At 70.5% G+C, this 26,154-nt stretch carries 24 protein-coding genes; 18 read left to right on the forward strand and 6 right to left on the reverse strand.

Annotation, left to right across the window (positions count from 1 at the left end):
* The first annotated feature begins 207 nt into the window (after nt 1–207).
* Nucleotides 208–1,101: a P22 phage major capsid protein family protein gene (locus BIU98_RS12200; protein ID WP_071276206.1), complete on the forward strand. Its 894-nt coding sequence runs from the start codon at nt 208–210 to the stop codon at nt 1,099–1,101.
* Nucleotides 1,102–1,111: 10 nt separating this feature from the next.
* Nucleotides 1,112–1,387, forward strand: coding sequence for a hypothetical protein (locus tag BIU98_RS12205; protein ID WP_071276208.1), 276 nt, complete (start codon nt 1,112–1,114; stop codon nt 1,385–1,387).
* Nucleotides 1,388–1,752: 365 nt separating this feature from the next.
* On the opposite strand, the gene BIU98_RS12210 is transcribed toward BIU98_RS12205, so the two are convergent.
* Complete coding sequence (locus BIU98_RS12210) at nt 1,753–2,001, reverse strand: hypothetical protein (protein WP_071276210.1); 249 nt, start codon at nt 1,999–2,001, stop codon at nt 1,753–1,755.
* Nucleotides 2,002–2,632: 631 nt separating this feature from the next.
* Between BIU98_RS12210 and BIU98_RS12215 the strand changes: the two genes are divergently transcribed.
* Nucleotides 2,633–4,141 carry a DNA methyltransferase gene (locus BIU98_RS12215; protein WP_071276212.1) on the forward strand — a complete coding sequence of 503 codons (1,509 nt, stop codon included), beginning with the start codon at nt 2,633–2,635 and terminating at the stop codon, nt 4,139–4,141.
* A 411-nt stretch (nt 4,142–4,552) separates the two neighbouring features.
* Here BIU98_RS12215 and BIU98_RS12220 read toward each other — a convergent pair whose 3' ends face one another.
* Nucleotides 4,553–4,987: a hypothetical protein gene (locus BIU98_RS12220; protein ID WP_071276214.1), complete on the reverse strand. Its 435-nt coding sequence runs from the start codon at nt 4,985–4,987 to the stop codon at nt 4,553–4,555.
* Between the two features lie 324 nt (nt 4,988–5,311).
* On the opposite strand from BIU98_RS12220, the gene BIU98_RS12225 reads away from it, so the two are divergent.
* The 3 genes from BIU98_RS12225 (at nt 5,312) to BIU98_RS12230 (ending at nt 6,470) form a co-directional block, all read left to right on the forward strand.
* A complete protein-coding gene (locus tag BIU98_RS12225; RefSeq protein WP_139200685.1) occupies nt 5,312–5,596 on the forward strand; it encodes a hypothetical protein in 285 nt (94 codons plus the stop codon).
* A gap of 294 nt (nt 5,597–5,890) precedes the next feature.
* Entirely contained in the window at nt 5,891–6,028 is a 138-nt protein-coding gene (locus BIU98_RS19460) for a hypothetical protein (RefSeq protein ID WP_175481346.1), read from the forward strand.
* Between the two features lie 205 nt (nt 6,029–6,233).
* Nucleotides 6,234–6,470, forward strand: a complete 237-nt coding sequence (locus tag BIU98_RS12230; RefSeq protein ID WP_071276217.1) for a hypothetical protein — start codon at nt 6,234–6,236, stop codon at nt 6,468–6,470.
* 45 nt (nt 6,471–6,515) lie between these two features.
* Here BIU98_RS12230 and BIU98_RS12235 read toward each other — a convergent pair whose 3' ends face one another.
* Complete coding sequence (locus BIU98_RS12235; protein WP_071276219.1) at nt 6,516–10,001, reverse strand: proline dehydrogenase family protein; 3,486 nt, start codon at nt 9,999–10,001, stop codon at nt 6,516–6,518.
* 82 nt (nt 10,002–10,083) lie between these two features.
* On the opposite strand from BIU98_RS12235, the gene BIU98_RS12240 reads away from it, so the two are divergent.
* The 5 genes from BIU98_RS12240 to BIU98_RS12260 all read left to right on the forward strand — a co-directional run bounded on the left by BIU98_RS12240 (nt 10,084) and on the right by BIU98_RS12260 (nt 17,004).
* On the forward strand, nt 10,084–10,986 hold the full coding sequence (locus tag BIU98_RS12240; protein WP_071276221.1) for a LysR substrate-binding domain-containing protein: 903 nt from the start codon (nt 10,084–10,086) through the stop codon (nt 10,984–10,986).
* A 195-nt stretch (nt 10,987–11,181) separates the two neighbouring features.
* Entirely contained in the window at nt 11,182–12,660 is a 1,479-nt protein-coding gene (locus BIU98_RS12245; RefSeq protein WP_071276223.1) for a hypothetical protein, read from the forward strand.
* A gap of 210 nt (nt 12,661–12,870) precedes the next feature.
* Entirely contained in the window at nt 12,871–14,454 is a 1,584-nt protein-coding gene (locus tag BIU98_RS19465; protein ID WP_071276225.1) for a putative Ig domain-containing protein, read from the forward strand.
* 131 nt (nt 14,455–14,585) lie between these two features.
* Nucleotides 14,586–16,217: a hypothetical protein gene (locus tag BIU98_RS18960; protein ID WP_071276227.1), complete on the forward strand. Its 1,632-nt coding sequence runs from the start codon at nt 14,586–14,588 to the stop codon at nt 16,215–16,217.
* A 142-nt stretch (nt 16,218–16,359) separates the two neighbouring features.
* Nucleotides 16,360–17,004, forward strand: coding sequence for an FMN-dependent NADH-azoreductase (locus BIU98_RS12260; protein ID WP_071276230.1), 645 nt, complete (start codon nt 16,360–16,362; stop codon nt 17,002–17,004).
* Here the strand turns inward: BIU98_RS12260 and BIU98_RS12265 are convergent, their stop codons facing one another.
* Nucleotides 17,005–18,054, reverse strand: coding sequence for an MBL fold metallo-hydrolase (locus BIU98_RS12265; protein WP_175481347.1), 1,050 nt, complete (start codon nt 18,052–18,054; stop codon nt 17,005–17,007).
* 124 nt (nt 18,055–18,178) lie between these two features.
* On the opposite strand from BIU98_RS12265, the gene BIU98_RS12270 reads away from it, so the two are divergent.
* The 3 genes from BIU98_RS12270 to BIU98_RS19475 all read left to right on the forward strand — a co-directional run bounded on the left by BIU98_RS12270 (nt 18,179) and on the right by BIU98_RS19475 (nt 19,649).
* Nucleotides 18,179–19,222 carry an ATP-dependent DNA ligase gene (locus BIU98_RS12270; protein WP_071276232.1) on the forward strand — a complete coding sequence of 348 codons (1,044 nt, stop codon included), beginning with the start codon at nt 18,179–18,181 and terminating at the stop codon, nt 19,220–19,222.
* Between the two features lie 128 nt (nt 19,223–19,350).
* The gene (locus BIU98_RS19470; protein WP_175481348.1) at nt 19,351–19,512 is read left to right on the forward strand and encodes a hypothetical protein; all 162 of its coding nucleotides are present in this window, start codon (nt 19,351–19,353) and stop codon (nt 19,510–19,512) included.
* Complete coding sequence (locus BIU98_RS19475) at nt 19,509–19,649, forward strand: hypothetical protein (RefSeq protein WP_175481349.1); 141 nt, start codon at nt 19,509–19,511, stop codon at nt 19,647–19,649. The genes BIU98_RS19470 and BIU98_RS19475 overlap by 4 nt, the downstream gene beginning before the upstream one ends.
* 41 nt (nt 19,650–19,690) lie before the next feature.
* Here BIU98_RS19475 and ligD read toward each other — a convergent pair whose 3' ends face one another.
* Complete coding sequence (ligD, locus tag BIU98_RS12275; protein WP_071276234.1) at nt 19,691–20,710, reverse strand: non-homologous end-joining DNA ligase; 1,020 nt, start codon at nt 20,708–20,710, stop codon at nt 19,691–19,693.
* A gap of 121 nt (nt 20,711–20,831) precedes the next feature.
* Here ligD and BIU98_RS12280 point away from each other — a divergent pair, with 121 nt between their 5' ends.
* From BIU98_RS12280 to BIU98_RS12290, 3 genes are read left to right on the forward strand one after another with little or no spacing between them, the layout of a single operon-like run.
* A complete protein-coding gene (locus BIU98_RS12280; RefSeq protein ID WP_071276236.1) occupies nt 20,832–21,668 on the forward strand; it encodes a DUF429 domain-containing protein in 837 nt (278 codons plus the stop codon).
* Between the two features lie 9 nt (nt 21,669–21,677).
* The gene (locus tag BIU98_RS12285) at nt 21,678–22,883 is read left to right on the forward strand and encodes a glycosyltransferase (RefSeq protein WP_071276238.1); all 1,206 of its coding nucleotides are present in this window, start codon (nt 21,678–21,680) and stop codon (nt 22,881–22,883) included.
* Nucleotides 22,880–23,473 carry a uracil-DNA glycosylase gene (locus BIU98_RS12290; RefSeq protein WP_071276240.1) on the forward strand — a complete coding sequence of 198 codons (594 nt, stop codon included), beginning with the start codon at nt 22,880–22,882 and terminating at the stop codon, nt 23,471–23,473. Before BIU98_RS12285 ends, BIU98_RS12290 begins: the two co-directional genes overlap by 4 nt.
* A gap of 591 nt (nt 23,474–24,064) precedes the next feature.
* Here BIU98_RS12290 and BIU98_RS12295 read toward each other — a convergent pair.
* Nucleotides 24,065–24,493, reverse strand: coding sequence for a hypothetical protein (locus BIU98_RS12295; RefSeq protein WP_071276242.1), 429 nt, complete (start codon nt 24,491–24,493; stop codon nt 24,065–24,067).
* Nucleotides 24,494–24,617: 124 nt separating this feature from the next.
* On the opposite strand from BIU98_RS12295, the gene BIU98_RS12300 reads away from it, so the two are divergent.
* Complete coding sequence (locus BIU98_RS12300; protein WP_071276244.1) at nt 24,618–26,066, forward strand: APC family permease; 1,449 nt, start codon at nt 24,618–24,620, stop codon at nt 26,064–26,066.
* Nucleotides 26,067–26,154 lie beyond the last annotated feature (88 nt).

Here is a 26,154-nt window from a genome sequence, read left to right on the forward strand (position 1 = left end):
GCCGCCGCGACGTCGCTCCTCCTCCGCCAGACCCGCGCCCTCGCCGACCGAGACGCAGCCTCCGTGTGGGGTGATCCCGTCGCCTGCTCGGCCGCTGAAGCGGCGCTTCGCGAGATCGCCTCGCACGTCCGGCGCCTTTTCGGCGCCTGACCCACGTATCCGCGCCCGGACGAGCAGCCGTCCGGTCACTCCTACCGCAAGGAATTCATGCCTAATCAGCTCCTCACCCCTGACAACATCGCCTCGACTGCCGCCGCGCTCGTCGGTAAGGGCCTCGGCCTCGCCGCGCTCCTGCACCGCGACCTCGAAGCCGACTTCAGCGCAGGCTCCGGCGACACCGTGAAGGTCCGCGTGCCCGGCGCGATCGCTGTCCAGACGAAGGGCATCTACGACACGACGACCCCGCTCGTCCGGGGCTCGATCTCCGAGCAGTCGATCGACGTCAAGCTGACGACCCACGCCTACGACAGCGTCGTGCTGTCCGAGGGCGACATGGACCTGGAGGTCGCCGACTTCGCGAAGCAGATTCTTCTCCCGCAGGCCGACGCGATCGTGAACTACGTCGAGCGCACCGTCGCCGCGACGCTGAAGGCGACGCCGGAGACCGAGTTGAGCTACGACCCGGCCGACCCGGCCCGGGTCTTCACGCAGATTCGCCGCCAGCTCCGCGACAACGGGGTCCCCACCACGGCGACGCTGATCACTGCCGTCGGTTCCGGCGTCATGGCCGACCTGATCGACGGGCCCGTCGGCTCGTCCGGAACCACGTTCGATGCCGACGGGAAGGTCCGCGGCTTCGAGGTCATCGAGTCCACCCGTCTCGCCGCTGACGAGATCGTGGCCTTCGTCCCTGAGGCGTTCGCTCTCGTCGTCCGCGCCCCGGCGGCGCCCGACGGCGCACCTTACTCCGCGTCGGTCAAGTCGGAAGGCTTCGCCCTTCGCCACATCCGTAGCTACGACCCGAGCCTCGCGGTCGACACGTCGCTCCTGAGCGCCTTCGTCGGCGTTCAGGCGATGCCGCTGGCGGTCGACAACGAAGACGGGACCGTGACGCTGAAGCCCAACGCAGGCGCCGTCCGCGTCCTGACCGCCTCGGCCTGAGAGGAACCCCATGCCTAGCCTCGAAGTCATCGCGGCCGTCGTCGACGACGTCCTCCGCAACAGCCCGGTGCCGTCGGTCGACGAGCTCGCTCCCGCGACCGCCGCTCGTGTCCGCGCCGAAGCACTCCGCCGAGGCGTGAGCCTCGCCGAGATCATCGCCGAGGGCCTTCGACTCGATCACGAGCAGCGCGAGGCGACCCTCCGCGCCGACCGGATCGCCACCCGCGCGCGCCGCGCGTGCCGCGGGAGCGGCACCCGCCGGATCGTGTACACGACGCAGGCGTAACAGCTGGAGGGGCCGCATAGGGGAGCGGCCCCTCCTCCCTGCTCGTCGACAGGCGAGTAATCGACAGGTGCTCGGCGGCGGCCAGGGCCCGTCCCGCCACACCGTGACGCCGTCGCCCTTGTCCCCGTACGTCACAGCGCTCATCCGGTCGGAGATGCCAGCAGACCTTTCACACGGTCAGTACGCCGCCGTTGGGGCCGACGTCGGGTGCGCGGAAACAGAGGGCAAATGGCTGTACCGGCGAGACGGGCGCCTCTCAGACTCGACTCCCGGTCCGTGCCGCGTGCGCAGCAGCTGAGCTGACGCTTCGCCACGCGGCGTTCGCAACAAGATGAGTTCGTCGTCTCACAGCCACTACCGAGCGATCATGCTGCGTCGTTCCACCGCTTCCCTAGCTGAACCCAGAGGTGATCAACGGGCGCTGCGCCCGCGCTGACAAGCTCGTCCGTTAGAGCGGCGATCCCTGCCAGCAGGTCGTGCATCGGCCCCTCTGCGGTGTAGGAACCGGTACTCACGTTTACGAATCCGTAGTCGCGCAGGACACCGCGACAGCGGTTGGTAGTCGCGCTGCCGTAGTCGCCTTCCAGGGAGAACCGGATGTTCGCAATCGCCATTGATAATCCCTCGCGTCGAAGTTTCTCGAAGGATACCCAGAACCATGACCTGGCCGGCCACCCCAACTCGGGGAGCAAGTCTTGACCGCACCTCGCAGCCTCACCCCGTCCCGCTGATTGAAGCTGGCTCCAGATCGAGGTCCCCCAACCGCTGAACCGTCGTGGCACCTGACGGTTGTCGCGCGTCGCCGCTGTTCTTCCCCGACGACAACTGCTGCCTGCTGCCTGCTGCCTGCTGCCTGCTGGCCGACTCGACTCGAACCGCCGTCGTCCGAGGCCCATCGCCCAACGCGGACCACCCGACAGGAACCAAGCGACTTTCGAATCGTCTGACCGCGGGGAGGGACTCCCCGGGGTGGGGAGTCCCCCGAACCGAACCGGCATAGCGAGCGGCTGCGAGCGTGAGTCTGAGGTTTTCAACAACTGCCCGGGACGCGGGGGTGTTCGCGCGACTAGCGGGACCGTGGCCGCGACCGGACCGGTTCAAACCAATCCTCCGCGAAAGCCGAGCGACGGGAGGCTCTCCTCAGGATCAAGGCGGCCAACTGGACGCCCCTCTCCGCACACGGCCTCTGGGGAACATGCCCGCGCGGCGATGCGGACCGCTCGTTGCGAGCACTACCCTTGGACGATGGAGCGAAACCACCTCTACTACGGCGACAACCTTGAAGTGATGCGAAAGAGCATCGACTCGGAGAGCGTCGACCTGGTGTACCTGGATCCGCCGTTCAACAGTGCTCGAAACTACAACGTCATCTTCAACCGCGTCGACCGAGCCGACTCGGAGGCTTCCGCGCAAATCGAAGCGTTCGAGGATACTTGGACTTGGACGCCCGAGACGGACCGCCAGTACGACAAATACGTTAACGGCGAATTACCTCCAAAAGTTTCCGACACGCTTGTAGCAATGCGAACGCTTTTGGGAGAGAACGACGCATCCGCCTACCTCGTGAACATGGCACCGCGGCTTGTCGAACTCCACCGCGTCTTGAAGCCCACCGGCTCCGTCTACCTACACTGTGACCCGACGATGAGTCACTACTTGAAGATCCTGCTTGACGCGATCTTCGGACCGAAGCAGTTCCGCAACGAGATAATCTGGCACTACAGCGGATGGAACAAGAAGCTCAAGGCTCATTACGAGCGTCGTCACGACGTGATCCTTTCTTATTCAAAGTCCGACGCGCTCGCGTTCAACTCTGTCACCCAGCCCTGGCTTTCGAAAGAACAGTACCTGACCACACGAAAGCAAAAGCTGCACCGTGAGGAGGACGGCCGCGAATATGTAATGAGCGACCGCGGAGGCGGCCAGCGGATCAAGCGGTACATCGAAGAAGCGATGGCGTACGGGCGACCGATGGACGACGTATGGACGATCGACAAGCTGAATAATTCGTCCGCGGAAGCCCTCGGTTACCCCACACAAAAGCCCCTTGCTCTTCTAGAACGAATCATCTTAAGCGCTACAAAACCCGGGGACGTGATCCTCGATCCGTTCTGTGGCTGCGGTACTTCGGTAGACGCCGCTGAGAAGCTCGGGCGACGTTGGCTAGGCATTGATATCACGTATATCGCCATTGACCTCATCGAGAAGCGACTGGTGAGCACCTATGGCGAGGATATCGAGGACTCCTTTGTCGTCTCGGGTATCCCGCACGACAAGGCTGCAGCTTTTGCACTCTTCAAGAAGAACCCGTTCGACTTCGAACGCTGGGCGGTATCGATGATCGGAGCTCAACCCAACGCGAAGCAGGTCGGTGATAAGGGAATCGACGGTGTCGCGCGCTTCCCTCTCGGACCGAAGGGTCAGTACGGCCGGATTCTTGCCTCCGTCAAGGGCGGCAAGCAACTGAATCCGGCGATGGTGCGCGACCTCGTCGGCACGGTGGAAACCCAGAAGGCGGAACTTGGAGTGCTTATTACTCTGAGTGAACCCACAAAGGGCATGATAGACGCGGTCAATCATGCCGGGAATTACACACACCCGGCAAATGGTCAGGTGTACCGCAAGATTCAGATAATCACCGTCCCCGAGCTTCTCAGCGGGAAAAGACTTATCCTGCCCCCGACGCTACTTCCGTACATTCAGGCGCAGCGCAAGACCGCAACGCAGGAAGAATTCACCCTTTGGGACCACTGACCCTCTGACTCTGCTGAAGGCCGCGCCTTCCGTTGAAGCGGCCTTCGGTTTTGCTTTCAGGGAAGCACCGTCAGCTCTCCCTCCGGCGGCCCGCGACGGAGGGAGGCGCAGCGACAGCACTTGTTTACCTAGCAATTCATTGCCTCAGTCCCACACTCCCATTTGTGGCAACTGCCCTGTTACGGAAGCGGTCAGACTTCGCGACCAGCTGCAACTCACCTCTGCCGTGCATTCGGTAGCGCGGACGCCAAACATCGAAGAGGTACGTCGGGGCGCATCGTCGCGAGGGTCAAGTACGGCGCCTTGCGCGACGGGGCACCAGTCCGACAATCGCTAGAAAGGCACCTCGGGCACGGACTACGACCCCGCCTGGGGATACCACAACGCAGGCGTTTCGTGTCCTCTCGACGCTCAGCGCTCCTCGCGGTACTCGTCGAGCAAGCGCCTCATCGTGTCCGGTTCATAAGGGAAGAGCTCGTTCGCATCGTCAAGCGCTTCCTTGACTTCCGGCCGCTTGTAAAGGATGCGTGCCTCTTCGTAGTGGGGAGTCTGAAGGCGCCGGAACACATCGACCCACTCATCGAGGTCCGCTACGCGAACAGGGATGCTCCCTGGCCCCATAAGAGGTCCGTAGCTGAGGAAGGCCAGCAGGCGAACCTGACCGTCCGGGCCGGTGACTTCGCTCAGTTCAGCGGTAGCCTGACTGTTGTCAACGTCGCATTGGCCCTTGTGAACGATCCGGAAGTTACTCTTTCGTTCACCGTTATCCCAGACAAGCAGCCCCTTGCTCGGCGACTCGATCGCATCGCCACACTCGTCACAGATCCATGAGTTTATCGTGTCCACGTACCCTCCTTGGTAGCGGAAGTGAGCATATCGGGCCGCGCTACGCCGCCGTGTCTTCTTCAGTGCCGCACCGCAAATTCATCGTGAGACAACCGCGGTCTCGACCGCTCCCGCCACCGTGGCCATTGCTTCAGGCCCGGCGTCAGAGAGGCGGATGCGGGGCAACTTCCGCACCTCGGTGGCCGGAAGGGCGGATCGGCAGAGCCTCGATGATCAGCCCACGGGCAAGGCTCGCTGTGGTAGCTGCACTACGAAGGCCCACTCGCATTCAGCGGTGGGGCACTCTCGCATTGTGACGTCGGTGGCAGTCGCCAAGCTCGGCGCATGGCACGCCGACGCTCTGACCGCTTCCAGCCTCCGGTGACCGGGACCCCCTTCAGCCTCTCCCCGGAGGCGTACGGGGGCCCGGTCGTCGGCGCTGAGCTCCTGCCCGTCCGCACGTACGTCCAGACGCCGGACGGGCTCTTCCGCGTGGACGGGGTCGCGGTCTCGCAGACCCCGGACGCGGTCCTCGTGCGCTGGGATCGCGACGACGGGTTGACGCTCGACGCCTGGGTCTGGAGCGCTGGCGTGAAGCACAAAAGGGGCCCGTCCCGCGTGAGCGAGTAGGGACCACTGTTCGCTGCATCGGCGAGGGTGTCGAAGGAGATGGCCGATCTTCTTTGGTCCCCGCACGCCCAAGACCGCTCTGACAATCGCCAGCAAAACGCCTCGCGCACGATCACGCCCTCACCCTGGGGACGACCCGGGACCGGGGCGTTTCGTCGTTGTCAGGCGCGCCAGCGCCGAGCTTTCTCCAGCGCCGCCTCGGCAATCCATCAACTCACGGCCGCGGTCCCGTCGCGCTTCGAGACTTCGGCGATCTCGGCGAGCTCGCTGTCGGCGAGCCGGACGCATTGGGGCTTGAGCTTGTCGTTGTCGGGCAGCAATCGAAACGCCGACCGTCGCATCCCCACGACCTACTCCGACGAGTCCTACGTGATCGGCTGGGCGCCGAGGCCGCTCCTGGACGAAGCCGACGACTACCTCGTCGCCGCGTAGGATCGCGGCATGGAAACCCTGACGCTGATCGTCTCCGTCGCCGCCTTTGCCGTCTCGCTCGCCGCCTTCCGCGCAGCGGCCCGAGGAGCTCGCCGATAGTAGCCGTCGACGAGCGGACCACGCGATGGATCGACCCGCCCGAACCCGAAAGCCCCTGACCCTGCCCGGTCGGGGGCTTCATTCTATCCTGAGGTAATCTCGCGCCATGGCTATCACGAACCGCCCTTATGACGACAACAAGATCGTCGAGTTGACCAAGTCACTGGATCCGAGCACAGAGCTCCTCGGCGAACCAGTGGTGTCGAGCGTGCAAGTCGGCTACGCAGACCGCGACCGCGTGAATAAGTGGATCGAGTATGCCGAGGTCAGCTGGACCACTACCGTGCGCGTCCTGCCTGAGAAGGCGTCGGAGATTCTCGACCAGGCTTCGCTCAATAACTAGCCCCACCCGAAAAGAGCCCGGCCGTTCTCCACGGCCGGGCTCTGCTCACAGAGCGTCCGCCAGAGCGCACACCGCACTGTTGGGCGTGCCGAAGCGGTTCGCCGTGATGGACACCGCCTGCTCGCGGAGGAAGGGCAGCATCTCGATCCGCCCGGCCTCGGTCACCGGCTCCGCGTAGACCGCCACGTCGGGGCGACCGTCGACCGCCTCGTACAGGGCCGACGCCGAGCCGCCGATGAGCCGCACGCGGGTCGACGGGCCTCGGGCGACACGGGCACCGAACGCCGAGTCGGACTCCGACGACGTGGCCGACCGGACGATCGGCAGCGCGGCGATCGCAGCCGGGACGGTCCCCGTCGACGAGACGTCGATCGTCGTCCCGGCACGGAGCGCGGCGGCGACGACCCGGACCAGGGACTCGACGTCATCCGGCTCAGAGGATGCCAGTCGCACGTGCACGCCCGGGAACGGCAGGTACCGTGCGATGTTCCGTTCGGCCGACAGCCCGGACACGTCCACCGCGGCGCCGAAGACCGACGTCCACGCCAGCTCGTCCGAGGCCAGCGCCCGGGACAGCGCCGGGGAGGAGACACCGGCGGCACGGACGAACGCCGACACGGCCGCCGAAACCGGAGCACCGGCGGTGGCGTCGGCAGGTGCCCACGACCCGAGCCCGACCAGGTAGTTCAGCCCACCGGCCTTGGTGCCCGCACCGACGGCCGACTTCTTCCACCCGCCGAACGGCTGCCGGCGCACGATCGCCCCGGTGATGCTGCGGTTCACGTAGAGGTTGCCGGCCTCGATGCGGGACAGCCACGTGCCGATCTCCGCCGGGTCGAGGGAGTGCAGGCCCGAGGTCAGGCCGTAGTCGACCTCGTTGACGATGTCGATCGCCTCGTCGAGGGTCGCGGCGCGCATGACGCCGAGCACTGGGCCGAAGTACTCCGTGCGGTGGAACGCCGACCCGCGGGCGACACCACCGCGGACCCCGGGGCTCCAGAGCTTGCCGGTGTCGTCGAGCTTCCGCGGGCGGACAGCCCAGGACTCCCCCGCGCCGAGCGTCGTCAGGCCGTCGAGCAGCTTGCCCGCGGCCGGTTCGACGATCGGTCCCATCTGCGAGGTCGGGTCCGTCGGGTAGCCGACGGTCATCGAGGACACGGCGTCGACGAGCTGCGAGTGGAAGCGGCGCGAGCGGGCGACGGACCCGACGAGCACGACGAGCGACGCGGCCGAGCACTTCTGGCCGGCGTGCCCGAACGCCGACGCGACGACGTCCTTGACGGCGAGGTCGAGGTCGGCGGACGGCGTGACGATGATCGCGTTCTTGCCCGACGTCTCGGCGAGGAGCGGCAGGTCCTTGCGGAACGACCGGAACAGCGACGCGGTCTCGTAGGCGCCGGTCAGGATCACGCGGTCGACGAGCGGCGAGGCGACCAACGTCGAACCCAGGTCGGCCTCCGAGACGTCGACGAACGCGAGCACGTCCGCGGGGGCACCCATGGCGTCCAGCGCGGTGTCGATGACCGACGCCAGCACCGCACCGCTGCGGGCGGCCGGCGGCGCGGGCTTCAGCACGACGGCGGACCCGGCTGCCAGGGCGGCGAGCGTCGACCCGGCGGGGATCGCCACGGGGAAGTTCCACGGCGGGGCGACCAGGGTCAGCGCTGCCGGGGAGAAGGTGGCGCCGTCGACCTCGTCGAGCGCCGCGGCCATGTCGCCGTAGAAGTGGGCGAAGTCGATCGCCTCGGAGACCTCGGGGTCGGCCTGGTCGATCGTCTTCCCGGTCTCGGAGGCCATCACCTCGATGAGGGCCGCACGGTTGGCCTCGAGCGCGTCGCCGACGGCGTGGAGCACCGCACCACGCGCCGCCCCTGACCAGGTCCCCCAGACGGCACCCGCGCTGCGGACGCGCTGCAGCACCGAGGTGAGCTGCGCGTCGGACGTCAGCCGAGCCTCCTGGACGCCCCGGACCCCGAGCGTCGACGACGCGATCCGCTCGGTGATGGCCGCACCCCAGGCGCGGGTGGCGGCGACCGAGGGGTCGCTGTCCGGGGTGTTCTCGAAGTGACCGGGGGTCGGACGGCCGACGGCCGCGTAGCGGTCGGCGACGCGGTGCGACTCCGGGACGGCGAGCCCGTCCGGTCGCGACAGCGGTTCCAGGGACGCCCGGAACCGGGACTCCTCGCGGGCGAACAGCGACGGCGACGCGTGCAGCGAGAAGACCGCGGACATGAAGTTGTCCTGCGAGGCGCCCTCCTCCAGTCGGCGGATGAGGTAGGCGATCGCGACGTCGAACTCGCCCGGGTGGACGACCGGCGTGTACAGCAGCAGCGACCCGACGGTCCTGCGCACCGCGGCGGCCTGCCCCTGGGCCATGCCGAGCAGCATCTCGAACTCGATGCCGTTGCGCACTCCGCGCTCACCGGCCAGCAGCCAGGCGTGCGCGACGTCGAACAGGTTGTGGCCGGCGACACCGACGCGGACGTTCGCCACGCGGTCGGGCGTCAGCGCCCAGTCGAGCACCCGCTTGTAGTTCGTGTCCGAGTCCTGCTTCGTGTGCCAGGTCGCGAGCGGCCAGCCGTGGACCGAGGCCTCGACCTGCTCCATCGGCAGGTTCGCGCCCTTGACCAGGCGCACCTTGATGCCGGCGCCACCGCGGGCGCGACGGGCGGCGGACCACTCCTGCAGGTGCTGCATCGCGGCGAGCGCGTCCGGCAGGTAGGCCTGCAGCACGATCCCGGCTTCGAGCCCCAGGAACGCCGGCTCGTCGAGGAGCTTCGTGAAGACCGCGATCGTCAGGTCGAGGTCCTTGAACTCCTCCATGTCGAGGTTGATGAACTTCGCCGGATCGGAGGATGCGGCGCGGGCGAAGAGCGGGCGCAGTTTGTCGACGATGTCGTCGACGGCGTGGTCGAAGGCCCACGGCGAGTGCGGGTGCACGGTCGAGGAGACCTTGATCGACACGTAGTCGACGTCGGGGCGCGCGAGCAGCTTGTGGGTGCCCTCGAGCCGTCGGGCCGCCTCGCCCTCGCCGAGGACGGCCTCGCCGAGCAGGTTCACGTTGAGGCGGACGCCGTCCTGCTTGATCTTCGCGATCGCGGGACCGAGCTTCGCGTCGGTCGCGTCGACGATGAGGTGGCCGACCATGTTCCGCAGCACGCGTCGGGCGACGGGGACGACGACACCCGGGAGGCTCGGCGCGAGTCCGCCACCGAGGCGCACCAGACCACGGAGCGCGCTGGGCAGGAAGCCGGGTGCGTCCGGCGCGATGGCGCGCAGCTTCCGCGCGGCGACGCCGAGGTCCTCCGGTCGGACGACCCCGTCGACGAACCCGACGGCGAACGCGAGGCCCTTCGGGTCGGCGAGCACACCGGCGAGCTGCTTCGCCGAGCCGTCGACCGGGTGGGTCTCGGCCTCGGCCAGCCACTGCCGGACGAGGGCGACGGACTCGTCGGCGAGTCCGGCGTGGTCGGTGGCGGATGCGCGGTCGGTCGTGGTCGCTGCGTCGTTGCGCGGCTGGACGTCGGTCATGGGATCAGTGTGTCGCTCGCGCTTCCGGTAGCGGAAGCAACTCTTCCTGATGTGTTCCGTTCAGGTGAACTACCCTTTCGTCATGCTCGACGTCCGCCGCCTGGTGCTCCTCCGCGAGTTGTCGATCCGCGGAACGGTCGCCGCTGTCGCCGAAGCGATGAACTTCACCCCGTCGGCGGTCTCGCAGCAGCTCGCGGTGCTCGAGCGCGAGGCTGGCGTGCAGCTCCTCCGGAAGGCCGGACGGCGGCTCCAGCTCACCCCGCAGGCCGAGGTGCTCGTGGCCGCGGCGGGCGACGTGCTCGACACGCTCGAGCGGGCGCAGTCCACGGTCGAGGCCACGCTCACCAGCGTGCAGGGGCGCGTCCGGGTCGCCGTGTTCCAGTCGGCCGCGCTCGCCCTGATGCCGAACGCGCTGCGCATCATGGTGACCGAGCACCCGGGTGTCCGCGTCGAGATGGTGCAGCGCGAGCCGGAGACCGCGCTCAACGAGACCTGGGCGCGCGACTTCGACATGGTCATCGCCGAGCAGTACCCGGCACACGCGGCCCCGCGGTTCCCGGGCCTCGACCGACGCGACCTGACGACCGACGCCGTCCGCCTGGCGCTGCCGCCGGTGGACACGTCGCTGTGGCCGGTGGACTCCCTGACCGGTGCGGCCGACCTGCCGTGGGTGATGGAGCCGCGCGGGACGGCGTCGCGGCACTTCGCCGAGCAGCTCTGCCGACGATCGGGCTTCGAACCCGACGTCCGCTACGAGACCGCGGACCTGCAGGCGCAGATCCGGTTGATCGAGTCGGGCAACGCCGTGGCGCTGATGCCCGACCTCGTCTGGGCCGGTCGCTCGACCACCTGTCGGCTGCTGGACCTGCCCGGTGACGCCGAGCGGACGATCTTCACGGCGCAGCGGACCGCGTCGTCGCTCTCCCCCGCGGTGGCAGCGCTCCGGGACGCCCTCGAGCGGGCTGCGGCGACGTCCCGTTCCTGAACGCCCCATGTCGGGTTTTCCCTGATCATGACAGGGTTCGCGCAGCTTTTTCCGTGACGGAACCGTGACCGTTCCGACTGCTCGCGGGGGTCTGCCGCACCCTACGATCGGCTCCGAGGGAGCCGTTCGGCCCCACCAGCACGTCCGTCCCATCGGGGGGAACCCATGCACCTGTCCTGCAGGTCGGCAGTCCGCGTGTCCGCGGCCGCCGGCACCGTCGTCGCCATGATCGCGATGTCGTCCGCGTTCGGCGTCGGCGCGGCCGTCGCCGACGAAGCGCCAGCCACGTCCACCACGAGTCCGTCGGTCACGCCCACGCCCAGGTCCGGGCCCGGGCCCGTCGACGCCACCGAGGCCGCGGCCGACCCGACGCCGACGCCGACGGTCGAGCCGAGCGCCGAACCGAGCGCGGACCCGTCCGACGCACCGCCCACCACCGCAGCCCCGACGCCCAGCGCCGACCCCGCTGTCCCGGCTGACAGCGTCCCGACGCCGGCCGCGGCCTCCACGCCCCCCACGGTCCCGACCGCGGACGCCACTCCGGCGGCCGCCCCGGCAGCCACGGCAGCCGGCACCGTCGCCGTCAGCGGCACCGCGACGACCTGGCACACGCTCCGCGCCGTGACCGACGGCTGGCCGACCGGCACCACCTTCACCTACCAGTGGACGCTCGGCACCCAGGTGGTCGACGGCGCGACGGGCGACTCCTACGTGCTCGGGGCCTCCGAGGCCGGGAACGACCTCACCGTCGCCGTCACGGGAACCGCTCCCGACGAGGACCCCACGACGGTCACGAGTGCATCGGTGCGTGTGGAGACCAACGACGGGTCGACGTTCACGACCGGTGTCCGCGAGCTCGACGCGGCCGCTGGCGACACGATCTCGATCCCGATCCAGGCGCTGACCGGTGACCAGGGCGGTCTGCAGTACGGGGTGAGCAGGACAGCCGAGGGTCCGGTCGACGTCGGAGCCCTGCCCGTGGGGCTGACGCTCTCGAGCACCGGCGTGCTCTCCGGCTCGAGCACCACGGCGCGGGTCGTCGACTTCTGGGTGCTCGCGCGCACGACGCAGCAGCCGGACGGCGCGGCGGGGCAGCACGTGCAGCTCCGCATCGGTCTCGCCGCCGACGCCCAGATGTCCGCCGGGGTCAGCAGCAACGACCTCGACGACACCTCCGCATGGACGGTCTTCGCCGACGGGACGATCCTCTTCAACAGGAGAACGGACCCGACCCGACCGATCACCTCCATGGTGGGTGCCGGCATCACCGTCAACGCCGGCCTGAGCGACCGCTACGGCAACACGGAGCCCTACGCGGTGGTCGACAACGACTGGACGTCCTCCGTCGCCAGTGACGTCCTGGGCAAGTACGACCCGGGTACCGGTGTCGGCTTCTTCGAACCCGGCGACCGTGTGCTCACCGGCAGGGCCGTCGACGGCCGGACGATCAGCTTCACCGTGCACGTCGCTCCTGCCGAGGCAGCGGTGGCGCCGACAACGCCCGCCGAGGTCCCGGTTGCAGCGGGCTCTGACGGGCCGGGGGCCGGAGCGTCAGGACCGACGCAGCTCGCCTTCACGGGTGCCGACGAGACCGGTCCGATCGCCTGGGCGCTCGGACTCCTCGCGGCCGGTGCTGCCCTGCTGACGGCTCGTCTGGGTCGCCGTCGCGCCTGACGAGAGAACACGACACGAGGGCGTCCCCACCGGGGGCGCCCTCGTCCGCGTTCCTGACCGGCCGCACAGCAGCACCCCCAACGCGAGTGACATTGCGCGTTTCCGACTACCGCCCCGCGCGCGGATACCAATACGCTCCGATCACGTCGGGGATTCTCGGCGAATTCTTATGTTCCGGCACCCGACCGGACTGCATCCCTGGGGGAACCCGTGCACCGAAGCACCTCCGGAGCTCGACGCGCCTGCGCTGTCGGCACCACCATCGCACTCATCGGTCTGACCACCGGCCTCGGCCTCGTGACCGCGACCGCGGCCTCCGCCGACGAGATCAGCGACCCGACCACCAGCGTCTCCGCGCCCGTCGACTCGACTGGCCCGACGGCCCCGGCCGACGGCACGCCCGCACCGGACGACGCCCAGCCGACCGCTCCCGCGTCCACGGAACCGGCAGCGCCCGCGTCGACCGAGCCGGCAGCGCCCGCATCGACCGAGCCCGCTGCCCCGGCGCCGACCGCGCCGGCGACGCCTCGGCCCACGAAGCCCACCGCTCCGTCGAGCTCCGCACCGACGGCTGACGCCTCCGCCCCCGCTACCGCGCGCATCGCCGCCGAGATCGTCGGCGACGCGAAGGTCGGCTCGGTCCTGCGCGTCGACACCGCCGACATCACCGGTCCGTACGCGTACGCCTGGTCCGTCGGGGACGGTCCGACCGTCTCGACCAAGCCGTCCTTCCCGGTCACGGGAGCCGAGATCGGTTCGACCATCACCGTGGTCGTGACGGGCGCCGACGACGTCACCGCCGAGGCCACGACCGCCGCGGTCACCGAGGACGTCACCTTCGGCGGGGACGCCACCTCCTACGACGAGCCCCTGGTCATCGACACGACGGCCGGCACCACGTTCGCGCAGTCGTTCGCCGTCACCGCGGGCAGCGGCGACGTGACCTACTCCGTCGGGTACGCCGAGCCGGAGTGGGCCGACCCGACCGACCCCGACGACCAGCCGGCGTCGTACCTGCCGGACGGCGTAAAGCTCGACCCCGCGACCGGCCTGCTCAGCGGCATGTCGACCAACGCGAGCTACTACGACTTCACCGTCGTCGCGAGCAACGGCACCTCGACCGCGACGCAGTACGTCGAGGTCGTCGTCGCGCCGGACGCCGCGATCGGGGTCTTCGCCTCGGCCATCGACACGTCGCCGGAGGACCTGTTCCTCGGTGAGGACGGGCGGACGACCGACGCGACCGGATGGATCATCACGCCCGACGGTGAGATCGAGACGATCCACTTCTCGTCCTCCAGCGACGACGAGATCAACTACGGCCTCGCCGACGGCGGACAGCCGACGGTCAAGCAGGGGCAGTCGCTCTGGATCTCGGGCAGCTCCGTCGACCAGTACGGCAACCCGACCGACGAGTGGGAGGACGACGAGGACTACCCGTTGCCGACCGTCACGAGTGACCACGCCACCGACGTGATCGCGTTCGACGAGGACTCCTTCTCGACGAAGGTGACGTTCCCGCACGCGTCCGAGCACCGCCTCACGGTCGCACAGGACGACGTCTCGGTGTCGTTCCCCGTCACCGTGGTCCCGACCCCCGCGGTCGTCCCGGCGGCCGCGGCTCCGGTCTTCCCGGTGGGAGCCGCTCCGATCGCCTCCGCGCCGACCGCCGGCCGTCAGCTCGCCTACACCGGCTCCGACACCACGGACGCCCTGCCCTGGGCGCTCGCGATGCTCCTCGCCGGGGCCGGCCTGGTCGGCTTCCGCGTGCTGCGCCGCCGCACCCAGCGCTGACCCGCGCGACACAGCGAACACCACGAGGGCGTCTCCACCGGGGGCGCCCTCGTCCTCTCCCGTTCCTGCCCACCCGGCCAGCGAACGCTCACGATCCGGCACCCGACCGGACTTCACCCCTGGGGGAACCCGTGCACCGCAGCACCTCCGGAGCTCGACGCGCCTGCGCCGTCGGCACCACCATCGCACTCATCGGCCTGACGACCGGCCTCGGCCTCGTCACCGCGACCGCGGCCTCCGCCGACGAACTCGCGGACCCGACCACCGGCCAGAGCGCGCCGGTCGCGCCCGCCGACCCGACCGCCGACCCGACGCCGGGCGCGACCCCGACCGACCCGGCCAGCCCGACGACGCCGGCGACCGACCCGTCCGGTGCGCCGACCGCGGGACCCGACCAGGGCCTCCCGACCGACGCGCCGACAGCCGCAGCGCCCACCGGAGCCGGCCACGGCACGCCGACCGCGGCCCCGACCACCGGCGCCGGGCCGAGCACCCTGCCGCCGTCGCTCACCGCACCGCGCGCCACCACCCCGTCCCCCGCGGCGACGACGCCGACCGTGACGATCACCGGCACGCCCCGCGCTGGCGAGGACCTGGTCGCGAAGACGTCGGGCTTCACCGCCCCCGCCACGTACTCCTACGTCTGGACCGTCGGCGACGTCGTCGCTGCCGAGACCGGTGCGAGCTACACCGTGCAGACCGCCGACATCGGCAAGGTCGTCCACGTCACCGTGACGAGCGGCACCGAGACCGCCGAGGCCCGGACCGCCACCGCTGTCCCGCTGCCGCCCGCCTTCACGGAGGGCACGATCCAGGAGGACCCGCTCGTCCTCACCACGGTCGCCGGGGAGCCTTACTCGTACACGTTCACCGCGACCGGCGAGCCGGCACCGGAGTACGCGCTCGACTTCTTCGATGACGACGAGGTCGCCGACGTCGGCGACGGCTACACGCCCGACCTGGACCTGCCCGACGCGACGACCTTCGAGGACGGCGTCCTGACCGGCACCCCGACGGGCGCCTCGACGTACACCTTCAGCGTCGACGCCACGAACGCGGGCGGGACGGCGAAGCAGTACGTCGAGCTCGACGTCCTGCCCGCAGCTCCCGCAGGGCTCGAGGTCACCACGGGCGACCGTGACGACCTGACGAAGAACGGTGAGGTCGTGGAGTGGATCATCGCGCCGGACGGCGCCGTGTCGACGCTGCACTTGACGCAGGAGGTCGACGAGGACGGCAACGGGTACGGCTTCGGGTTCTCTGACCCCGGCGGCCGGCCGACGATCGAGCAGGGCGGCACACTGTTCATCTCCGGCAACACCGTCGACGAATTCGGCAACTACACCGACGTGCCCACCGACGACGAGGGTGGCTGGACCTACCCGACGCCGACCGTCACGTCGGACGTGGCGAGCGACGTCGTCCGGACCGACCCGGAGAACGGCGACTACGGCATGGTCGACGTCACCGTGCACGAGGCCTCGACGCACCACCTGACCGTCGCCGACACCGCTGCCGGCTTCGCCACGGCGTTCGACGTCGAGGTCACGCCGACCGCGGCGGTCGCCCCGGTGCCCCCGGTCGCGTTCGTCCAGCCCGCCGCACCGGCAGCCGCCCCGGTCGCCGCCGCGCCGACCGCCGGCCGGCAGCTGGCCTACACCGGCTCGGACGCCACGAACGCCCTCCCCTGGGCGCTCGCGATGCTCCTCGCCGGTGCCGGTCTGGTCGGCTTCCGCACCCTCCGCCGCCGCGCCCAGAGCTGACGGCCCCTCCTGGTCGCGTCGGGTGCACCCCTGACACGGCCGGGAGGCTCCTCCCGCGGCCCCGTCCGACCGGTCACCGGTCCGACGGGGCCGTCCTGCGCGTCCCCGTCCGTCACGCCGCCCGGTCGGTACCGTTGGCGCCATGCCCACACTGCTGCACATCGACTCCTCGGCCGACCTCGCCCACTCCCGCTCACGCGCCCTGACCGCCGCGTTCGCCGATGCCTGGCGTGCCCGGGGTCCGGAGTACACGGTGGTCCGCCGCGACCTGCACACGGACCCGCTGCCGCACCTGGAGACCTCGGCGCTGCACTGGGCCGCCGCGGACCGCACCGCCGAGGAGTCCGTCGACCCGCAGGCCGAGGCGCTGCGGCAGGCGGTGATCGACGAGCTGCTCGGCGCCGACGTCGTCGTGATCGGCGCACCGTTGTACAACTACACCGTGCCGTCGACCCTCAAGGCCTGGATCGACCGCGTGCACGTGCCCGGGGTGCTCGCCCCGGCGGCCGAGGGCGACGCCCAGCCCCTCGCCGGTCGGCCCGTCGTGACCGTCGTCAGCCGCGGTGGCACCTACGACGTCGGCACCCCGACCGAGCACTGGGACCACGGCTCCCCCGTGCTCGAGATCGTCCTCGGGAGCGCGCTCGGCATGCGCCACCACCCGATCACCGTCAGCGCGACGCTCTCCGACCGGCTGCCGGCCCTCGCACCCATGGCCGACCACGCGGCGGCTGAGTTCCACGACGCCAAGACCACGCTCGAGCGCCTGGCGGCGACGCTCGGCTGATCAGGCGGGACGGACCTCGCCGCGGCGACCGAGCAGGTCCGCGTGGAAGGCCGTCTGCGTCAGCGCGCTCGCGAGCAGGAAACCCCGCATCGACGCGATGCCCCCGCTGAACGGCACGCGGGACGCGACCTCGAACAGCGTCGGAGCGTCCAGCGTGTCGAGGGCCGCGGCAACGTGGGCGCTCCGCTCCTCCCGGTGGCGCGCGAGGGTCACGGCGCGGGACACCACGTCGCGGAAGCGGTACTCGTGGCCAGGGCAGACCTCGAGGTCCGCGTACCCGTCGAGCCGCGCCAGGGACGCCAGGTAGTCGCCGAGGGGGTTCGTCTCCGTCCACCCGCCGAGCCCGAGCCCGGAGTTGATCCGCGGCAGCACGTGGTCGCCGGTGAACAGCAGCCCGTCGGCCTCGTCGACGAAGCACAGGTGCCCGCCCGTGTGCCCGGGGGTCCACAGCGCCCGGATCGTCCTGCCCGGGACCGGCAGCACGTCGCCGTCCTCGAGCAGCAGGTCCGCCCACGGCGGTTCGGCGGCACCGAGCCCGATGCGCCGCCCGGTCCCCCACGCCGCGCTCAGCCCATCGCGGAACGCCTGCGGCACGCCCCACGTCGCGATGTCGGCCTCGTGCCGCGCGGCGTCCTCGCGCTCGTGCTCCAGCGCGCGCACCTCGAGCGCGTGCATCGCCACCCGGGCGCCCGAGGCCCGGCGGAGGGCAGCGGCCGCTCCGAGGTGGTCCGCGTGCAGGTGCGTCACGACGACGAGACCGACGTCGGAGACCGTCCGGCCGATGCTGCCCAGCCCCGCGGTCAGCACGTCGAGCGCACCGTCCTCACTCCACCCGGGGTCGATGACCGTCAGCGAGCCGTCCGAGCCCTCGACGACGTACACGAGCGTGGCGTCGGGCACGCCCCCGCGGAACGGGACGGCGAGCGTCCAGATGCCCGGCCGGACCTCCTCGACGGGCGGCAGCTCCCCCGCGGCGAGCGCCGCGGCCTGCACGGTGCTGATCGGGACGGGGGGCGGGGCAGCCGGCGGCGGGGACGGACGGGTCGACACCCGGCCACCATAACGACCGGACGGACGCGGACGAGCCGACCCGGGCCTCCCGGCCGGCGGTCCCGACCCGGACGGACGAACCGAGCCGAGGCTCCCCGACGGCACCTGCGGGTAGACAGGACGCATGGAGATCGCACCGATGCTCGCCAAGGCCGTGCCCGACGTCCCGGACCCCGACAGTGTGAAGGGCGGCCTGCGGTACGAGCCGAAGTGGGACGGCTTCCGCGGGATCGTGACCGTCGACGGGGACGACGTCGAGATCGGCAGCCGCGGTGCGAAGCCGCTCACCCGGTACTTCCCCGAGCTCGTCGAGGCCTTCCGGGCGCAGTTCGGCGGACGCGGCCACCCGGTCGTCCTGGACGGCGAGGTGATCCTGCGGTCCGGTGCGCCGGGGCACGAGAAGCTCGACTGGGAGGCGTTGTCGCAGCGCATCCACCCGGCGGCCTCGCGGATCGCGAAGCTCAGCGCGGAGACACCGGCGCAGTTCGTCGCGTTCGACCTGCTCGCGGCCGACGGTGACGAGCTCGTCGACCTGCCGTTCGACGAGCGGCGTGCGCGGCTCGAAGCCCTGTCCGAGGACTTCGCCGACCCGCTGTTCGTGACGCGGACCACGCTCGACGTGGACGTCGCACGGGGATGGCTGACGACGTTCGAGGGGGCCGGGCTCGACGGCGTCGTCGCCAAGCCCCGCACGCGGGCCTACGAGCCGGGCAAGCGCTCCATGCTCAAGGTGAAGCACCATCGCACCGCGGACGTCGTGGCGATCGGGTACCGCGTCCACAAGAGCGGCAGCGGTGTCGGTTCGCTGCTCGTGGGGTTGTACGGCGACGACGGCGAGGTCCGGCAGGTCGGCGGCGTGTCCGCCTTCTCCGACAAGCGGCGGCTGGCGCTGATCGACGAGCTCGACCCGGTGGTCGTGAAGGACGCGGACGGGAGGCCCGTGACCGGTGCCGGGGAATCGTCGCGGTTCTCGTCGGGTCGCGACACGTCCTTCGTCCGGCTGGCGCCGGAGCTGGTGCTCGAGGTCCGGTACGACCAGATGGAGGGCGACCGGTTCCGGCACACCGTGCAGTTCGAGCGCTGGCGGCCCGACCGCGAGGCCACCTCGTGCGGGTTCGACCAGCTCGAGGTCCCGGCGGCGTACGACCTGCGGGACGTTTTGTCCTGAGCGTCGTTGTCCGTTCTGCGGCCGGCCATGTCCAGTAGTCGAAAGTAGTTAGGCGAACTAGCAACCGCGTGGAATGATCGTCTCCAGCGGCACTCGCAGGGAGTGCCAGCAGATCGGAGCGGATCGACATGAGCAGTGCAACACTTGTCCGCCACTCGCAGCGCCACCCGTTCAGCGAGCTGCGTGAGGCCCGCCACCAGCGCGCCCTGCAGATCAGCGCGGTGATCAGCGGCATCGCCGGCGTCACCGCGACCGCGCTCGCCCTCGTCACGATCGGCCTCGGCGCATGATCGTCGACGGCATCACCGACGCCCACCGCGGCACCTGGTCCAGGCTCACCCGCCTGCACACGGCCACCGTCGTGCTGCCGATGCACACGACGCTCATCGACTCCGCCGACGCGCGGCCCGAGGTCCCCGGGGTCTGAGCCCGCGCCGCTCAGGCGTCCTCCGGTCTGACCGTCTCTGGTCAGGCCTTCTTGGCGCGGGACGGCTGGACGCGGGGCGGCTCCCCCGGCATCTTCGGGAAGTCCGGCGGGAACGGCAGCTCACCGAGCCCGTTCTCCAGGTCCCGCTCCCACCACGCCAGCAGCGGTGCGATCGACGCGGGCTCCTCGCCCATCGCCTCCCACGGGTCGCCGACGGTCCGGAGGCGCTCCGGCATCGTCAGGATCGTGAACGTCGTGGGGTCGGCGTCCCGCAGCTCCTCCCAGCGCAGCGGTGCGGACACCGAGGCGTGCGGGAGTGCACGCGGGCTGTAGGCACCGGCCATCGTCCGGTCGCGGTTCGCCTGGTTGAAGTCGACGAAGACGCGCTCCCCGCACTCCTCCTTCCACCACGCGGTCGTGACCTGGTCGGGCATTCGGCGCTCGAGCTCCCGTGCGGCGGCGATCACCGCGTGCCGCACGTCGAGGAACTCGTGCTCGGGCTCGATCGGGGCGAACACGTGCAGCCCGCGGTTGCCGCTCGTCTTGATCCACGCGGTCAGGCCGACCTCGGCCAGGACCTTGCGGAGCTCCTCGGCTGCCGGCACCGCGTCGTGGAAGTCCGTGCCCGGCTGCGGGTCGAGGTCGATGCGGAGCTGGTCCGGGTGGTCGCTGTCCGACGCCTTCGAGGCCCACGGGTGGAACACGACGGTGTTCATCTGCGCCGCCCACACCGCGACCGCGGGCTCGTCGAGCACCAGCTGCGGGTGCTTCCGGGCGCTCGGGTACGTGACCGTCACGGAGCGCACGTAGTCGGGTGCACCCTTCGGCGGGTTCTTCGAGAAGAACTGCTCGCCGTCAACACCGCCCGGGAACCGCTGCAGCGACAGCGGCCGGTCGCCGTTCGCCCGGACGAAGGCGTCGCCGACCGTCACGAGGTACTGCGCCAGGTCGAGCTTCGTGATGCCGGCGGCCGGCCAGAGCACGCGGGACGGACTGCTGATCCGGACCTCCCGGTCGCCGTCGGGCCCGGGCACGGTCAGCGTCGTCGCTTCGCTCGCCATGCTGGGGAACCTACTCGGCGCTCCGTGTGCGTCCCCACGCGGGCGCTCCGTGTGGGTCCGTCACGCGGACGCGGGCGCTCCGTGTGCGTCGGTCACGCGGCGGGCGCGGCAGGATGGGCGGGTGAGCGCGTACATCGGGGTCGACCTGGCCTGGGGGCTCGGGACGGCGACGCGCCGGCCGAACGAGACCGGGCTGGCCGCGCTCGACGACGCCGGGCGGGTCCGCGACGCCGGGTGGGCCCGGGGCGTGGACGACGTGACCGCCTGGGTCGCGTCGCACCTCGGCCCACGCACGCTCATCGCCGTCGACGCGTCGCTCGTCGTGACGAACCCGACCGGCATCCGCGAGGCGGAACGGCAGGTCGGGCAGCGCTACGGCCGGTGGAAGGTCGCGGCGAACCCCACGAACCTCGCTTCCGCCGCGAGTGCCGGTGCACAGCTGCTCGACCGGCTGACCGCGCTCGGGGTGACCTACGCCTCCGACACGACGGGCATGCGGGAGCGCACGGGTCCAGCGGTGTTCGAGTGCTACCCCTACACGACCCTGGTCGGCGTCGAGGAGCTCGGGTACGACGACGAGCGCCCGCGCTACAAGCGCCTCGACACCGCGCTGCCGGCACCCACGGCGAGGGGCCGCCGTGCCCTCGCGTTCGACGAGCTCGTGCGACGCCTCCGCGAGACTCCGCTCGACCCACCCCTGCACCTCGACTCGCATCCCCTGACCGCCGGGCTCGCCGAGACCTCCGGGATCCACGGTCCGACGCACAAGCACCGGGAGGACCTGCTCGACGGCGTCCTGTGTGCCTGGACCGCCGCGTTCTGGGAGCGGCACGGCGACCAGCGGGTGCAGGTGCTGGGAGGTGATCCGAGCCTCCCGTCCGACCCGGTGGACGAGGCGGGCCGGATGCCGACGATCGTGACGCCCGCACGCGCGTCGCAGCGGCGGCCCCGCGGCTAGTCTTGACCGGTGAGCGCCACCACCGAACCCCTGCGCATCGGGCTGGTCTCGCTGCACACCTCCCCCGGCGACGAGCCGGGCTCCGGCGAGGTCGGCGGGATGAACGTCGTGGTCCGCCACCAGGCCGAGGCCCTCGCCGACCGCGGGCACCACGTCGAGATCATCACGCGACGCTCGTCGCCGACCCAGCCCGACTCCGTGTCGCTCGTGCCGGGCGTGTGCCTGCGCTTCCTCTCCGCGGGACCGGCCGCACCCGTGCCGAAGGGTGAGCACGACGCCTTCATCGAGCCCTTCCGGCACGAGCTCGAGGCCCTGGGGCCGTTCGACGTCCTGCACTCGCACCACTGGTTCTCCGGCGTGGCCGCTCTGCCTGTCGCCCGGGAGCGGCACGTCCCGCACGTGCAGTCGTTCCACTCCATCGCTGCCGACTCCGCGACCCCGTTGTCCGAGGGCGAGCGCGCCGAGTCCGCCGGGCGGATGACCGGCGAGGCGATGCTCGCGCGGGACTCCGACGCCGTCGTCGTCGTCAGTGAGGCCGAGGCGCACACCGTCCGCTCCCGGCTCGGCGGGGAGCCGTCCCGGGTGTGGATCGTGCCGCCGGGGGTCGACGGGTCCGTCTTCCGCCCCGCCGCCGTCGGTGCGCGCCGCCCCGAGGCCCCCTACGTCGTCGCCGCTGCCCGTGTCCAGCCGCTCAAGGGGCTCGACCTGGCGATCGAGGCCATCGCGGGCATCTCCGAGGAGGCCCGTCCCACCCTCGTCATCGCGGGCGACTCCTCGAGCGAGGCCGGCGACCACATGGCCGAACTCCAGGAGCTCGCCGCCGCGCACGGCATCGCCGACCGCGTCACCTTCATCGGACCGCAGTCGCGGGCCGACCTCGCGCTCGTGTTCCGCGGGGCCTCGGCCGTGCTGGTGCCGTCGCACTCGGAGACGTACGGGCTCGTCGCACTCGAGGGCTCGGCGTCCGGGGTGCCCGTCGTCGCCGCCGCGGCCGGTGGACTCCGCGAGGCCGTCCTCGACGGGGAGACCGGGGTGGTGCTCGAGTCCCGGGACCCGGGCGTCTGGGCCGCCGAGATCGAGCGCATCCTGACCGAGCCGGAGTACGCCCGCGGGCTGTCGGCAGCGGGGCGCGAGCACGCCGAACGCCTGAGCTGGGAGCGGTCCGCCGCCGGGCTCGAAGACGTCTACCGGCGGGTGCTCGGGCGTTCCGCGTGACCGAGCTCGACGGGTTCTGGGCGGCGCTCGACGCGGTGCCGGTCGCAGCCGACGCGGAAGCGCTGTACTCCGCGGGGACCGCCGAAGGGGTTCTCCGTCGGGAGAACCTGTCGCGGTACCTCGACGCCGTCGGCCCGGGGGCGGACACGCTGCTCGTCGCGGAGGCTCCCGGGTGGCGCGGCATGACGAACACCGGTGTGCCGTTCACGAGCATGCGGGAGCTCGGGCCGCAGTACCTCGTGCCGCCGGCGCCGACCGCCCCGTGGGAGGCGTCCTCGCGCGTCGTGCACGCTGCACTCGCCGAGTGGCAGGGGCCGCTCCCCGTGGCGTGGGCGATCTTCCCGCACCACCCGTTCGTCCCCGGGGACCGGCTGACGAACCGGACGCCGCGTCCCGCCGAGGTCCGCGCGGGAGCGCCCGTCGCGCTCGAGCTCATCGCTGCGCTCGGGGTCCGGCGCGTGGTCGCCGTCGGGCGGAAGGCGCAGGGGGCGCTCGCGTCCGCGGGCATCGACGCCGTGGCCGTCCGGCATCCGGCGCAGGGTGGGGCGCGGCAGTTCACGGAGCAGGTGCTGGCGTTGTCGCGGGCGTAGGCGTGGGCGCGGTCGTGTTCGTGGTCGTGTCCGCCGTGAGACGCCGGTGTCTCGCGGGTCGGGCACGCTGAGCTCGCCGAGACGCCGGTGTCTCGCAGGTCGGGGTCGCCCAGACGCCGGTGTCTCGCGGGTCGGGCACGCTGGATTCGCCGAGACGCCGGTGTCTCGCGGGTCGGGGTCGCCCACACGCCGGTGTCTTGCCGAGACGCCCTCTCGACGTCGAGACGCCGCAGTTTTCGGCGGCGTCTCGAGCACGAGGAAGCGTCCCGCGCAGACAGGGGTGTCTCGCCGCCGGGGCTCGGTGAGACGCCGGCGTCTCGAAGTTCTGCGAGACGCCGGCGTCTCACGTGCGAGTCCTGGGCGAGACGCCGGTGTGTCAGCGAGACGTCCCTATGACCTCGAGACGCCGCAGTTTTCGGCGGCGTCTCGAGTACGAGGAGGCGTCTCGCACAGACAGCGGTGTCTCGCAGCAGGCAGGGCCGGTTCGCGCTCAGAAGGGCGTCTCGCGCAGACAGGGGTGTCTCGCAGCAGACGGGGGTGTTTCGCGGCAGACAGGGGCGTCTCGCGCGGGCGGGGCAGGGCGGCGCCGGGTCAGGCGGAGCGGACCTCGATGTCCTTCGCGGCGAGGGCGTCGGCGACGTGCGCCGGCAGTCGGGTGGCGGCGTACACGGTGCGGAGCGCGGGGAGGTCGAGCACGTCGTCCCAGTTCTGCGGGTCGAAGCGGTCGTCGGTGCCCTCCCACCCGGGGTGCACGTCCTGCAGCACCTCGAGCGCGGAGTCGACGGTGAGCTCCGTCACCAGGGACAGGTGCGACGGCAGCAGGTCGAGGTCGTCGTAGTACTCGCGGGCGCGGTCGTCCTGGCCCTCGACGTCGAGGTCCTCATCGGTCTCGTCGGCGGTGTCGGCGTCATAGGGCTCCAGCACGCCGAGGTCGTAGCAGAGCACGTCGAGCACGAGCAGCTTGGCGTTGAAGTCCGCGAACTCGACGGGTTCCTCGGTGGTGTTCGACTCGTCGTCCATGCAGCGGATCGTAGCCGGGCGCTGGCACGTCGTCCGGTTTCGGGCAGGGCACGGCCGTGTTGCGATCGAGGTCGAGAACTCTGTGAGACTCGACAGGGAAGCGATCGTCGGGAACAGTGTGTGCATGGCCACCACGAACACCGAACGCCCGTCCACGGAGCAGCCAGCGCTCCGACGGGTCATCGGCCCCAAGCTCCTGCTGCTGTTCATCATCGGAGACATCCTCGGCACGGGCGTCTACGCGCTCACCGGTCAGGTCGCCGCGGAGGTGGGCGGGGCAGCGTGGCTCCCCTTCCTCATCGCGTTCTCCGTCGCCCTGCTCACGGCGTTCTCGTACCTGGAGCTCGTGACGAAGTACCCACAGACCGCCGGTGCCGCGCTCTACGTGCACAAGGCGTTCGGCGTCCACTTCGTCACGTTCATCGTGACCTTCATCGTGATGTGCTCCGGGATCACCTCGGCGTCGACGGCATCGCGTGCGTTCGCCGCCAACCTCGGCGTCGGCTTCGGTCTCGAGCTGCCCAACACGGTGGTGATGCTCATCGCGATGGGCTTCATGCTCGCGGTGATGCTCGTCAACTTCCGCGGGGTGAGCGAGAGCGTCAAGACGAACGTCGTGCTGACCCTCGTCGAGCTGAGTGGTCTCGTGATGGTCATCCTCATCGGGTTCTGGGCGATGGCGGGCGGCAACGCCGACTTCTCCCGCGTGGTGATGTTCGAGACGCCCGAGGACAAGAGCCTGCTGCTGTCGATCTCCACCGCGACCTCACTGGCGTTCTTCGCGATGGTCGGCTTCGAGGACTCGGTGAACATGGCCGAGGAGACCAAGGACCCCTCGCGCATCTTCCCGAAGGTGATGCTGACCGGCCTCGGCATCACCGCCGTGATCTACGTGCTCGTGTCCATCTGCGCCGTCGCCGTCGTGCCGATCGGTGAGCTCGCCGGCAACGAGACGCCGCTGGTCACCGTGGTGCAGACCGCCGCACCGGACTTCCCGATCGGCAACCTGCTGCCGTTCATCTCCATGTTCGCCGTCGCCAACACCGCCCTGATCAACATGATGATGGCGTCGCGACTGCTGTACGGCATGAGCAAGCAGGGCGTCCTGCCCGGGTTCCTCGCCAAGGTGTCCCCCACCCGCCGCACGCCGTCCACCGCGATCGTCTTCACGACGCTGATCTCCCTCGCGCTGATCGGGTGGGTGTCCCTCAGCCCGGACTCCCCGATCGTCGTCGTCCTCGGCGGCACCACGTCGCTGCTGCTGCTGTCGGTCTTCGCCGTCGTGAACGTCTCGGTCCTGGTGCTGCGCCGCGACAAGGTCGACCACCGCCACTTCAAGGCCGGGGTGGTCATCCCCGTGATCGGCATCGTCACCTGCCTGTGGCTCGTGCTGCCGTTCTCGTCCGGCCGCGACATCGAGCAGTACCAGATCGCCGGCGGGCTGCTGGGGCTCGGCATCCTGCTGTGGGCCGTGACGTGGTTCACCCACGGCCGGAAGCAGGCCGGCAAGCCGCCGACGGGCGTGGTCACGGAGCCGACGAAGGTCGTCCACCAGGACGAGCACCGCGGCTGACCGACCGACGCACCGAGCGCGCACGGGTGACCCTCGGACCGGGGCATGTCGAGGGCGGCCGTTCCCAGGCCGCCCTCGTACCCTCGTC

The organism is Curtobacterium sp. MMLR14_010 (assembly GCF_001865015.1).
Taxonomy (GTDB): domain Bacteria; phylum Actinomycetota; class Actinomycetes; order Actinomycetales; family Microbacteriaceae; genus Curtobacterium.